Raw genomic sequence first — 13,499 nt, 5'->3', positions numbered from 1 at the left:
AGGTTTGGATTGTTTTTTAATTGAATTTTATCCGAAATACATAAGCAGCTTCGCAAGGTTTTTGACCATCAACGGTTATGGAAAGTCCTTTGCCGGTTTGCTTCCATTTTATAGGGTTCTTGCCGCTAACGAATTCTACGGATGCTATGTTTTTTGAGATATTAGGATTGTTCTTTGCTAACGATTTGATATTGAATTTTCCATCTTCCGGCCAACCCAAGGCAGTTGCGTAAAGGGTTTTGCCTTTGGTGGTAAAACGAAAGTCCTCCGGTCCGGATTCCTTGTTTTTCTTTTCGGAATGGTGACCTGTTTCTACCTTCGTAGGACCTTCGCCAAATATGGTCCAAGGTCGTGTGTCATAAATTGCTTCACCATTAAGACTTAACCATTGGCCCATTTCGCTCAGTATTTTTTTTGCTTCTGAAGGAATGGTACCATCGGCCTTTGGGCCTATATTCAATAATAAACATCCGTTCTTACTAACAATGTCTATCAGTTCGTCAAGAAGGTAATTTGGTGTTTTATACTCTTCATTGGTTACATATCCCCAAGAAATTTTTCCTATTGAAGTATCGGTCTGCCAAGGGTATTTGTAAATGCCATCCATACGGCCGCGCTCAATGTCCAACACGATCAGGTCTTCAGGAAAAGACTTGTTTCTCATGTTCTTGTCCTGAAAAACAACACCCTTGTTCCATTCTTCACCTTTGTTATAGTAGTAGGCCAGTATTTTTTTGTGCATGACTTCAAAACCGGGTTTGTCCAACCCAAAATCGAACCAGAGCAAATCGGGTTCGTAATTGTCAATTATATCCGTGGTTCGGTTCCACCAAAGGTTGAGGAATTTTTTTGTGGGTAAGGTGTCGTTACCTACAGGTTCGCCATATAGGTCGTAAAATTCAGGATTATTGGTGTCCCACGTTGGGTCATCTTTTTCATAGTAAATTCTGTGCAATGCAAAATGAGAAGATGCTCCAAACTTCATTCCGTTGGCCTTGACCGCATCGGACAATAGGCGCATAACGTCTTTTTTTGGACCCGTATCCTTCACGTTCCAGCGGGTGTGGTTAGAAGCGTACATGGCATAGCCGTCATGATGTTCGGCCACAGGTACCACATAGCGTGCCCCTGCCTTTTTAAATAAAGTTGCCCATTCGTTGGCATCGAACTTTTCTGCCTTGAACTGGGGTATAAAATCTTTATATCCAAATTTTGAGGGGTCGCCATAATGTTCGCGGTGATAGGGATAGGGCTTTTTACCACCCTTGGACCATCTTGGATCGTATATTCCCTTTGGATATTTTTCACTACTGTATGCAGGTACGGCGTAAGGCCCCCAATGTAGAAAAATACCGAATTTGGCATCTTTGAACCATTCCGGAATTTCATACCCCTCACGGATAGATTCCCATTCGGGTTGAAATTTTTTTGGTTTGAGCTGAGCGTGCAATGCAGTTATCTCCATAAAAAATAAGCTGACGATAGCTACTTTTTGTAATAGTTTGATTTTTGTTTTCATTCCGAATTTTGGCTTTAATTCTTTTTCTTCTTTTTGATAATGCCAATTTCAGGACGAGGTATATTTTCAGAAGCTCCTCTCATAACATAAGGGTCCCATTTTTTACGGGCCTTTTGCCATTCTTGAAGCGTTTTAGTAGGATACCATGCAGGCCAGCCTATACGGTTAAAATCATAGTTTTTTTGGTTTTTGGCTACCCATTCGTCCACTGTTGAAAATGGATTCTTATCTGGAAAAACGCCAACGGCTCTAAATTCATCACTCACACCTTCATCTTCAATGACGTTGGTGCGCCAGTTTTGAAGCTCGGCCAACAGCTCTTTTTTCACAGAGCTATATTCGGGGTTATTGGCTACATTGACTACCTCAAATGTGTCTTTTTGTAGGTCATATAACTCAATTTCGGGTTTTGTAGGAGCAAAGAAAGCGGCCTGCTCAAGAGTAAGCTCGCCTTTCAGGTGCATGATACTCATTTCAGCCAGAACTGGGTATGCATTTTCTTTGTACTGGTTGTACTGCAGATAGGGTCTTTCGGGCATCAAGTTAAGAATGAGTTTGTAGTCTTTGGAGCGTATGGAACGCATGGCATCATGGGTCTCGTCCATTTTATCTCGCGCGGCAAAAGTGTATTTTCGGTTTTTAATGTCATCCTCTAAAAGGTTTTTGCCGTGAAGTGGAACCGGAGGGGTAATGCCAGCGGCTTCAAGGATGGTTGCATCAATATCAATAGACATGACCATATCTTCACTTATTTGTTTGGGTTCAATTCTCCCTGGCCATCTCATAATCATAGGAATGTGTGTACCACCATCGTACAAAAATTGTTTTCCGCGAATATGACAACGACCATGGTCTCCAATAAAAAACACAATAGTATTTTCTGCTAGGCCTTCATCTTCCAATCGTTTTAACAGTGCACCAACCTCACGGTCTACCAGTTGCATCTGTTCAAGGCCATTGGCCCAATCACGACGTACAAATGGAGTGTCTGCATAATAGGGCGGAAGCTCTACATCCTTTATATCAATAGGCCTCTCAGGATCTCGGTTCCAAGATCGGTGTGTTCCTCCAAATGTGATTCTAGCAAAGAAAGGCTGCCCTGGTTTACGGTCTCTCCAATCATTGGTATTCATAAAAAGCTCTTCTTTACTGTCGGGTAGAAAGTTCATGTCCGTTTTCCAGCTCATCAACGTGGTGAAATAACCAGCTTCTTCAAACAGTTTTGGAATGGGTTTTATGCCGTGTGGCAAAGGCTGTTTGTTATGCTCACGATGTTGGTTGGCACGGATATAGTTTTGATGGAAACCGGTCATCATTGCCGAGCGAGATGTAGAACAGACCGGTGAAGTGGTAAACGCTTTGTTATAACGAATGCCTTCCGATGCCAATTTATCTACAAAAGGGGTGTGAATCCCTTTTGTGCCATAACAGGATAGATCCGGACTCCAATCCTCAATGGTGATCCATAAGATGTTGGGGCGAGTATCGGCTGTTTCTACGTTTGCTTTTTTTTGACTTTCTCTACAAGATGAGATCGCAAAAAAGGAAATACAACAAAGCGCGAGACTAAGATTTTTAACCATTTGAATCATAGAGGTTGCTGATTAAAACTATTGTCAAATGAAGCCTAAAATGAGCAAAAACATGTATTTACCTGTGTATCTATTGTCTCTCACTGTAAATTTCCAGCCTTTATAAATAAAAGTCCGAAATGATGTTTCTAGGTCCTTTTTCGTAATCCCACAGGTAATCACCGGTTTGATCAACACACTTTTGGCTGATATGATGTGGAAGTACAGAAACCAGAGGATATCCTATTTTGGATTTGAACATTTCTAGATGCTGGAGGTATTTTTCTTCGGTGATGTCCTTTTCCGCATTTCCCCCAATGTGATCCAAGTTGATACCGCGGCCTGGTGAGGACTTATAGGAAATCTCATAATGTGTTTTTACACGGGCGGGCCAATCATATTTATCATTGAGCCAAACATCGTTGGTTCGGGTGACATCCGTAAATTTGGTAAAGAAAATATCGGGAACGTGAAACTCCATTTCAATAGTTTCATCAATGCCTTTTGCCGCTTTGTATAGTTCTTTATGTATGTGTAGCATGTCCGATTTTGTGTTGTAAGACATATCAATTTTAAACTTTCGAACCCCCATTTTGTGAAAACGGTAAATGGTTTCTGAGGCATATTCAAAAATATCCGCCTTAGGATTGAGCCAACGCACACCTTTGTCGTATTTGGTTTTGCCTTGTGCCCTAAAAGCACCCAAGAGATTGGGGGAGCTTTGAGCAATAGTACTGGCACCATGTATTTTTGGGAAAGCGATCCAAAGACCAGGGGTGAAACCCTTTTCGTTGATAAGGTCCATGGTCTTGTGGAAATCGGGAAATTTCTTCGGGTCCGGATGCCACGAACCGTAACCGGAGTTTAAACTACCGTCAGGGAATTGGCCCCAGCCATGGTCCAATGTCATTTTTCCCTTTGGATATCCGTATTCAATAATTTTATCCAAATACTTCGCAACAAAGTCATGATTTAATAGGTTAAAGTGTCCTTTGGGAACATTGGATTGTATTTTCTGTTCTACCCAAGTACAATATTCAACATCGGCCCAGAAATGAGGATGGACTTTATACGGTTGAATATTCAAGCGATGCATCATTTTGGTATTGTAAGCTTTCCAGGCTTCATCGCCATTGCCACTTTCATCCACAAAAAGTTCTTGGCCATCCGGAACGTTAATCGTTAAGGTTTCTTTTCCATCAAAACTAAAGGTTGAATTTTCGAAACCGAAAGAGGTCATAAAACCAACGAATTTACCTGCGGCGTCGCGAATAATAGGTGAACCACTCATTCCACTTGCCGGAATCGTAAACGGATTATGGGTAAAAGAATCGCTTAGAAAATAATAGGCATCACCGCCTTTTTGAGCTGGCGTACCATCACTATTGTACGGGCAAAATAGAGGTTTGGTTACCTTTATTTTTACTTTTTCACCTTCGGAAGCTCCTTTTTTATTGGATATTTCAAAATGAGAGGGAGTAGTCCTTGCGGCCAATGGGCCAGTAATACCAGCAAGAGCAACACCCATGCCCGCTTTTTTTATAAAATCTCTTCTATTGTTCATGAGTTTATTCTTGTAATGTGATGGTTTTGGTGAAATGTACAGGTTCGTTATCATCTGTAAGGATGGTGCTCTTAACCGTGTAGGTAGTTCCTTTTTGTAGTTTTATTTTACTAGGAAATGACACTGTAACTTCTTGAAAAGGCTTTATGGGCTTTACTTTTCCTGAAGCCAACTCCTTTTCTTTTTCCTTTTCAATGAGGGTGAGTAGAATTTTGGTTTCTGTGGATGCTATTTGTCCAAAATTCTCCACTTTCACTTCAATAGTATAGCCCTCGGAGGTTTTTGTAATCATTGGTGCTCTAGCGGATAGCATAGGTTGTATGTATTCAACTTGCGGTAAACGGGTGTAGCCAAAGAGCAATTTTCCTTTTTTGTCCTTACCCAGTAGTTTTCCCGCAAAATTATCTGCTGTGAGTCCGTTACCTTTTCCATTAAAAATAAGAACAAGGTCTTTTCCTAGTTTTTCGCTTCGGATGAGTTGGCTTCCTTTTCCGAAATTTACTTTTTCCGAAGCCCCAAAGCGTAATGAATTGAAATCAATATCGGTTTGTGGGTTAAAATCACTTTCAGCTTCTATTTTTACTCGAATCTCTTTTGTTTTTGGAGTGATTTTATTCTCGTTCAATAGGGTTAGTAACTTATCCTTTATCAATGGAACAACAATCAATTTAGAGCTGTGATGGTCATTGGGCAGGTCTTCATATTTCAAAGTGTCAATAACGGCAAAGTTGGCGGCAATGGCCCGGCCTTTTTCATCTTGTAGTATTCGGATACGTTCGTATTTGTGCCAATCTTCCTTTTCTCCATATTCATGAACCGAAATTCCGGGCATATAAGCTTCACCGGGTTCTACTTTCCAATCTACACCGTCTTTAGAGCGCAAGTACCAAGCAATCCTTCCCAGCCAATCGTTTACGATCAGGTGGTATTGTACATTGTCTTTCCAGATAACAGGGTCTTCATATTTGCCTTCCACCGGCGGATATACAGATTTTTCGCCAACCATATTCCATTTGGCCAGGCCGTCTTTACTGAACCACGAATATCCGTGTCTGTTGACCATCAGAAAAGAACCGTCTTCACGTTGGGCGAAGGTGCAGTTGTGCATGAAATTATGGGCACTAGAAGTTTCTCTATCACGTTTATCAAACTCAAATATCCCTTCTTTCCACGGGCCGTTAATGTGTTGGGCCACATAATATTTGTCTATGGCATAAAGAACATATCTGCCTTTTTTTATTCTGTACCAAGTAGGGTTGTGCCCATGGCCAACTTCCCCGGCAATTCTAAACGGTCCAAATGGTGATTCAGAAACCCCGTGAACAACCCTACTGTCATGATACGCCATATGTCCTTTCTCTGCATTTTCTGGCCACCTGCAAACAAAAAGATGGTATTTGCCATCTTCTTCCTCCAGTAAGGTATTTCCTCCCCAATAGGACCATATGGGGCTCTCAACACCATTGTTGATGTCCCTTGGTAGTACACCGGGCGATCCCCAAGTATCGGAAGTCATACCTCCCAAATCGGGCATGGGAAGAAACCGGTCCATAAAACGGCCGCCTAAAACCAGTTTGTTCCATTCGGCCGGACGCTCTCTTTCTACGACCATTTCACTGGCTTTTTTCTTTTTTCGGTCGTTGGATTGTGTATGCTGTTGCCCATGCGAAATTGCAAAAGTCAATACGAGAAAAAGTGTGGCGGTATATTTTTTTGACATTGGTTGAGGTGTTAGAAATATGTATTTATATAGAGGGTGTATTACCTATTATTTAGAACAATGGCCGGTAGGTAGTGAATTAAATTCTTTTTTGGACAGGCCCTATTCCATTTTTCCAGTTTTGATTGCATTCTTTGTAGAGAATGGCCTTTAGTTTTTCTATTTTTTGGGGATGCTTTTTGGCTAAATCTTTCACCTCTTCATAATCATCCGGCAGGTAATAGAGTTGATAAATATCCTCTTTTAGATAGTATCTTAACTTCCAGCCATCTTGAGTGACCAAAGCAGGCCCCATTTTTGAAGAATAAATGGTGTAATTACGGAATTTTGCTTTTCCTCCAAATAAGGTTTTGGCATAGGAAACTCCATCTTTTTCTTTGATTTGGGGCACGCCTACAATTTCAGCAAGCGTATTTAAAAAGTCATAGTTGCTCACCATTTGGTCTGAAACTGCACCAGCTTTTATGTGGTCTTTCCAATACCAGAATAGGGGGACACGTACACCACCTTCCCAATTGTCGCGCTTTTTTCCGGACATGCCATTGTTGCCATCAAAAATATCGCCGGTAACCCGGCTGTTGAAACGAGTGGTGATATTATCAAATTCTTCGCCTTTAACATTTACGTTGTTTTTTGAGGTGCGACCTTCTTCAGGATAATAGATTTCATGGCCGTTGTCCGATGTAAAAACGATAATGGTATTGTCCAAAATTTCCATTTCTTCCAATTTCGAATAAATTCGTCCTACGTCGTCATCTAACATTTTTACCATGGAAGCATATTCCTTTTCCCATTGGGTCAGGTTGGGGTTGTTGGCCAATTCTGGATGTACTTCTGGAACCATGGTCGGTCCATGAGGTAATTGGGTAGGGAAATAGAGAAAAAAAGGTTTGTTCGTTTTTTTGGGATGGTTCTCATCCATGAACGCCAACATTTTATCCATTATAATATGTTCGGAATAGACCGCTTTACCCTCCATGTTCCAGCGAATAGCGAAATTTTGCGGAGAATCGTACTCGGTGGTTTTGGCACAGTCTACATGCGTATTTCCCGGAATCTCAATTTTTTTTCCATCCTCGAACAAAAAAGGAGGATAGAAGCCATGGCATCGTACATGGTCATAGTATCCAAAGTGATGGTCCCACCCGTGGCGCTCCAAACGTTCAGGAGTGGTAGCGAAACCCCATTCCAATTTTCCAAACTGCCCGGTAGTATAACCCGCTCTTTGAGCAACTTCACCCAAAAAAACTTCATCTTTTTTAGCAGGTACGGCTACTTGGTGAATCTTAGTTTTAATTTCATCAAAGGTAAGTCCGTTGTCCAATTTCATATAGATTCCGGCTTTTACTACAGTCATGGCATCACCACCGTGGCAGTCATGCATTCCAGTAAGCAAGCTGGCTCTTGCGGGAGCGCAGTACATAGCGCCATAAGCTCTTTCAAACTGCATACCTTGGGCGGCTAATTTGTCAATATTGGGTGTGGTCAACATTTTTTGACCATAGGTGCCCAGCATTCCTCTTCCTAGATCATCTGCATAAATTAAAACTACGTTGGGTTTTTGGGTGGGTTTCTTTTGCGCCCAACATACTGGTGCGATCAAGAGAACCAGGAATATATTTGTGAGGAGTTTAGAGATACGCATGCTAATGCCCTTGTACAGATACATTATTTAGAGAGACTGGAATTAGGAGGTAGCGGTACATCATTTTTTGTACGCCAAGTCACTAATTCCTTAAGTAGCTTCTGGGTTGTTTTTGGTTCCGATTTTACTACGTTGTTCGATTCCATGGGGTCACTTTTCAAATTGTAGAGTTCTAGTTTTCCATCGGCTAAAAACTGAATCAACTTATAATCTCCCTTTCTGATTACCGAACAAGTGCCATTTTTGTACTGGCTTGCCAAATGCCAAAATAAGGGTCGTTCTCTAAAAAACGTATTATCCTTTTGAAACAGGGGCGTGAGTGAGTTTCCATCAAGCTGACCTTTGTAATCTATCTGTGCAGCATCCATCAAAGTAGGGAAGAAATCCAAAACCGAAATGGGCATTTCCGTTCTACGCGCTTTCACTTTACCGGGCCAATGAATTAATGCAGGAACCTTTATGCCGCCTTCATAGATTTCTCCTTTGGCGCCTCTCATTTTTAAATTTTCTGAAGCAATAGGGTGATAGCCATTATCCGAGGTAATAATTAAGACGGTGTTTTCTTCTAAGTTATTTTTTTTGAGGTATGCCATGATTTTGCCAATATTCTCATCCATGGACTGGACCATAGTTGCATAGCTGGCCATCCTTTCTTTGTTTTTGCCCATGCCTTGCCCCGTTATGGGATCTCCCGGTTTGTTCATGTATTTGTCAAAAAGCGCATCGTTTCTATTTTTTATAGGACGATGAACTGCATAGAAATGTAGGTTGACCAAAAACGGATTGCTTTTATGGTCGTCTATAAATTCAATGGCATCGGCAGCTAATCGGTCCGTTAACCATTCATCATCGGCTTTTGGTTCGATAAAAGGGTTGCTGAATGGAGCTCGGTAGCCTCCACGTTCACTTTTGTAACCTCCTTCTTCTAGGGCCGGGTCACCTCTAAAAGTGCCGCCCACATTTTTAATGAAGCCCCTTCCTTCAGGATAGTATTGTTTTACGGTTGGGGTTTTATGGTTTTCTACCCAAGTAAAATCTCCAGGTTGGGGTTGGTCCAATCTCTGCTGAATAGGCCAATCCATAGCCAATTCTTTTTCAGGATATGGACCAACAATATGCCATTTGCCTACGTGAATAGACTTGTATCCCGCTTCGGCGAGAGGTTTAGCGTATATGGTATGTTCTTTGCCAACGGTCCATCTAGAAAAAATGTTTTCTTCCGCGTCTCCCTTTTCCAATACGGGAACGGTGTACACTCCGGTTCGGAAGGACTGCTTTCCAGTGAAAAGTGCAGCTCTTGATGGGGAGCAGGTAGGATACATATAAGCATTGTCGAAAATTAAACTTTCTTTTGCCAAAGCATCCAATGCTGGAGTCTCAAAATAGGTGGAACCATTAAAACCCACATCGGCATAGCCTAAATCATCTACAAGAATAAAAATGATATTGGGTTGTTTTTCCTGGGCCCAATTACACCATGGGCACATTAGAAAAAGAATAAGGAATAAACAGTGATTTTTGAACAATGAGTTATAATGCATTTAGTGGGTCTTTTTTGTATATTTTAATGGAGGCAGGCGTTTACCGGTTTTGTAATCCAGTCTTTTGCCGTAATAGATGTAATTGTCAAATATCTCTCCCTTGCCCAGTGTTCTGGGGTCGCCTTGAGCAATGAGCTCGGTTTCCATCTGGGTGCGAAGTTTTTTAATTACAGGTTCGTATTGAGGTTTTTCTGCTAAATTGTTGATGCAATGTGGGTCTTTTTGAATGTTGTAAAGTTCATGTTCCGGTTTCTTATCAAAATTCATCTCAAAATAATGATACTCTTCATCTTCGGGTTTTAAGTTTGTGAGGTAGCTTTTTGTTGGAGAACCATCGGTATTCATGAAACCATATTCAGGATTGCCAATAGGCCATCTTTCTGGTTTTATATTGTGAACGTATAAAAGAGAGTCGTTTTTTATGGCTCTTACAGGATATGCCAAATCGGTGCCATCTTCGTTAGATCGGCCCAGATCATGCCGTTCCTTTCCTAGAAGTACGTGATCACGAGCTGCGTCAATTCGACCCGACTGAGAAGCAAAAAGTTGTTTTTTAATGCTCCTACCTGTCATTTGCAGATGTGGAGCTTCACCTGCGACCTCCATAAATGTTGGCGCCAAATCCGAGAAGCTTACAAAATCGCTCACCGTACGACCGGAGATGATTTTCCCTTTCCAATAGGCAATTAAGGGTATATGAAAACCTTCTTCGTAAATCTGACCTTTTACCCTTGGGAAAGGCATACCGTGATCTGAGGTAATAACCACCAAGGTGTTTTCTAACAGCCCCTTTTTTTCCAATGTTTTTATGGCCTTGCCCACATGGGTGTCAAACCATTCTACTTCGTTGGCATAGTCCAACAAATCGCCACGTACCACTTCATTATCTGGGTAGAAGGGCGGAACATTCGCTTCTTCTAGCCTGCGTCCTGCTTTTTTCCAAGAATCCAATTCGTAAAATCGATGTGGCTCTTTGGTTCCTAACCAAAAGCAGAAGGGAGCATCCTTGGCGCCTTCTTCTAAAAATGCCTCAAAATTTGCGGCATAGTCTACATCCGTAATTCCTTTGTAAGGCGGTTCTAGTTTGATGGCGTTATGTTGCGGCCCTGCAGGATTATCTTTGGTGTCGTAAACACCAGGTCCCCAGCCTTTACCAGTATAGCCTACGCGATAACCTTTTTGCTCCAATAATTGTGGGTAGGACTTGAATTCCAAAGGAAAGCGACCGTTATGGTCGGCCGCTTCTTTTAATTGCCAGCTGTACTTGCCCGTTAAAATACAGGCACGTGCCGGTGAACATTTAGGATTTCCGTTGTACGCATTTTCAAATACCACACCTTCTTTGGCCAAACGGTCAATGGAAGGGGTGTTTACAAACGTATCACCATAGGCGCCAAAACTTTTCATTGAGGCGTCATCGGCAATGCAGAATAAAATATTGGGACGTTCGGCCTTACTATCTTTTTCTTTATCCGTTGGGTTTGAGGTAAGCGTAAGCAGACCAACAAGACTGAATTTTAAAATAAATTCTAAGGTTTGTATGGCATAAGTTATCATGAGAATAGGTATTAAGTTAAGTTGATGTTCACCGGTAGGTTGAACTATTGCAGTAAGTTAGCTATTCCATTTAAGTTTTATTTGTTGAATTCTGCAATGGTCAAACTCCATATCACTTTAGTCCCATCTGCGGCGGTAACTTCGTAGTTTAGATTATTGCTGCTAAAATCCCCTACCTCTCCAAGAGCAGGAGCTCCGTTTGAAGGAGCCAAGGTGGCCGCAGTAGATATATCGGCATAACCGACAATATCTGAAAGGCTTACCTGGGTACGGATTATTTCTGGAAAATCACCACTTGAATCGGGTACCGATATTGTGCAGGTAACCTTTTGGTTTTCTGAGTCAATATTTGTTTCGGTATCCAATTGAACCACCTGAAGGCGGTTGTAGTCTTGGCTGTCATCTATCCACCGGTATTCAAATCTAAAATTGGTGATTTCGGCATCGCTAAATGCGGGAAGCTCCTCCAAATCTGATTTTAAGCATGAGGTCATTGAGGTGCCTACAAGCAAGAACATTAGTAATTTTATATATTTTTTCATCGTATGTGGTTTTGTATTAGGCGTTGATTTACCAACCTGGATTCTGGTCTAATTTCTCATTAAGAATGCGCTCGTTTTCAGGTACGGGAAACAAGTAACGTCTTGTTGAAAAGCGTTTTTTCTGATTGCTTGGCTTTAATACTATCGGTTTGTTCTCAAACCCTTTGCCATCTTCAGATATCTCAAAATACGTATGCTCTTTACTGTTTAGCTCTGGGATGATACCACCTCCGGCTTCTTTTCCCCACCTTAAAAGTGACCAATACCTATCGTTTTCAAAAAACAATTCTACACGGCGCTCTATTTTATACCATTCCCAAACTTCGTCTATGGTCATGCCTGCCATCAGTTCAGGAAGTTGACCATGTTGAACCCTGGTTTTATTAATGTACTCAACTGCCGTTTCCGCATCATTGAGACGTAGCATTACTTCTGCATAATTTAAATACGCACGCCCCAATCTGGTAATTACTTGGTGATAATTTGTGAAGTTAACGGCCTTGTACCCCTCAATATCCGGGTAAATACCTTTTCTAATAAAGTATCCTGAGATAGTGGAGGCTCCTGTACCTTTGGTACTTTGCTCATAATGCATATTGCCGCCAATTCTAGTGGTTACCGTATTTGTAAAAAGAAGTGATGAGTCCTGTACGATGGATGCAAAGAAACGCGCATCACGATGCTCGTTGTAAATGGCATCCGAAAGAAATCCGCCATTGCTTTCAAAATCTTGATAGTACGATGTTTCATCCCATTTTTTAGCTATTCCGTCTGTATCGGTTACTAAATAATCATCTACTAAATCTACAGATGGCATTGCTGTTGTCCACCCTAAAAACGATTCGTTCAGCTTGGGCGTGCCTTCGGTTTTTGCCACTTCCATGTTAGGAACAATCCGCTGCATAGGGGTTAAAACACAAAGTGTAGCATCAATATTGGTATATAGACCAAGGATAATTTCCGAGGAATTTAAAGCATTATCATAATTGTTGAATATTTGGGCATAGTTAGGATCTAAACCATAACCTAATGCAAAAAGGTCTTCACTTGCTTTTTTGGAAATATCATAATAGTCTTGTTTTCCACTTTCTATATAGGCAGCTCCATGAAGGGCAATTTCTGCGAGCATGGCGTAGGCGGCTCCTTTTGTAAGTTCACCTGCTTCAGCATTGCTGGCCACAGGAAGGGCTGCCGCGGCCTCTTGCAAGTCTTTAATGATAAAGTCATACGTTTCTTTGATGGTCTCTGTTCTAGGAAGTTTTAAATCGTCTTCTTGCGTAAGAACCCTATCAACAATGACATATTTGCCGAACAAGCGCGCTTTTGAATAATACATAAGCGCACGTAGCATTTTGCCTTGTGCTATTAATCCTGGTTTGATATTCTCGGGAATCCCTTCAGAAGCTGTTGTCTTTTCAATGATCAGATTACAATCTCTAATTACTTCAAAAGAATTTTCTTTAATAGGATTTTTTAAACCGAGAGGAGCGTTACCATACCAGTAGTAGGAATTGTTCTTGGCCCAACCGGCATCAAAAAATGGGTCGATTAGGTCTAAAGCAACTTTATTGGCTTGAACCAGTACGGTGTTGTCCGTAAAGTCATCATTGCCGGCCCCACCGCCTTTAGGGTCAGGGTCCGCTGGGTTTACCAATAACTCTGGTAACACAGAATTATAGGTGTTATAGATAAAACCTTGGGCAAGGTTAGCATCGCTCCAAATATCTTGTTCAGTGTATTTATCTAGGGGTTCGGTATCTAAAAGGTCGTCGTTACATGAGAATGTCATGAGGCCGACCGAAATAAAAAATAGGGTTATATATACGTTCTTCATCATTAG

9 protein-coding genes are annotated in these 13,499 nt (G+C 41.4%); all 9 read right to left on the bottom strand.

Annotated elements, in window-relative coordinates; genetic code table 11:
- Nucleotides 1-16: 16 nt before the first annotated feature.
- The 9 genes from P0077_RS05670 to P0077_RS05630 all read right to left on the bottom strand — a co-directional run bounded on the left by P0077_RS05670 (nt 17) and on the right by P0077_RS05630 (nt 13,496).
- A complete protein-coding gene (locus tag P0077_RS05670; RefSeq protein WP_276168165.1) occupies nt 17-1,519 on the bottom strand; it encodes an alpha-L-fucosidase in 1,503 nt (500 codons plus the stop codon).
- Nucleotides 1,520-1,533: 14 nt separating this feature from the next.
- Nucleotides 1,534-3,111, bottom strand: coding sequence for a sulfatase family protein (locus tag P0077_RS05665; protein ID WP_276168164.1), 1,578 nt, complete (start codon nt 3,109-3,111; stop codon nt 1,534-1,536).
- A 100-nt stretch (nt 3,112-3,211) separates the two neighbouring features.
- Entirely contained in the window at nt 3,212-4,654 is a 1,443-nt protein-coding gene (locus P0077_RS05660; protein WP_276168163.1) for a twin-arginine translocation signal domain-containing protein, read from the bottom strand.
- Nucleotides 4,655-4,658: 4 nt separating this feature from the next.
- Nucleotides 4,659-6,374, bottom strand: a complete 1,716-nt coding sequence (locus P0077_RS05655; RefSeq protein ID WP_276168162.1) for a glycoside hydrolase family protein — start codon at nt 6,372-6,374, stop codon at nt 4,659-4,661.
- 79 nt (nt 6,375-6,453) lie between these two features.
- Nucleotides 6,454-8,043 carry a sulfatase-like hydrolase/transferase gene (locus P0077_RS05650; RefSeq protein WP_276168161.1) on the bottom strand — a complete coding sequence of 530 codons (1,590 nt, stop codon included), beginning with the start codon at nt 8,041-8,043 and terminating at the stop codon, nt 6,454-6,456.
- Complete coding sequence (locus P0077_RS05645) at nt 8,043-9,560, bottom strand: sulfatase (RefSeq protein WP_276168160.1); 1,518 nt, start codon at nt 9,558-9,560, stop codon at nt 8,043-8,045. Before P0077_RS05645 ends, P0077_RS05650 begins: the two co-directional genes overlap by 1 nt.
- Entirely contained in the window at nt 9,561-11,117 is a 1,557-nt protein-coding gene (locus P0077_RS05640; RefSeq protein ID WP_276168159.1) for a sulfatase family protein, read from the bottom strand.
- Nucleotides 11,118-11,194: 77 nt separating this feature from the next.
- Entirely contained in the window at nt 11,195-11,659 is a 465-nt protein-coding gene (locus tag P0077_RS05635) for a DUF5018-related domain-containing protein (RefSeq protein ID WP_276168158.1), read from the bottom strand.
- Between the two features lie 28 nt (nt 11,660-11,687).
- Nucleotides 11,688-13,496, bottom strand: coding sequence for a RagB/SusD family nutrient uptake outer membrane protein (locus P0077_RS05630; RefSeq protein ID WP_276168157.1), 1,809 nt, complete (start codon nt 13,494-13,496; stop codon nt 11,688-11,690).
- Between the last annotated feature and the right edge of the window lie 3 nt (nt 13,497-13,499).

It is taken from the genome of Zobellia alginiliquefaciens, assembly GCF_029323795.1.
Lineage (GTDB): Bacteria > Bacteroidota > Bacteroidia > Flavobacteriales > Flavobacteriaceae > Zobellia > Zobellia alginiliquefaciens.
The sequence above is the reverse complement of the archived record's forward strand: the minus strand, read 5'-3'. Positions and strand labels throughout refer to the sequence as shown.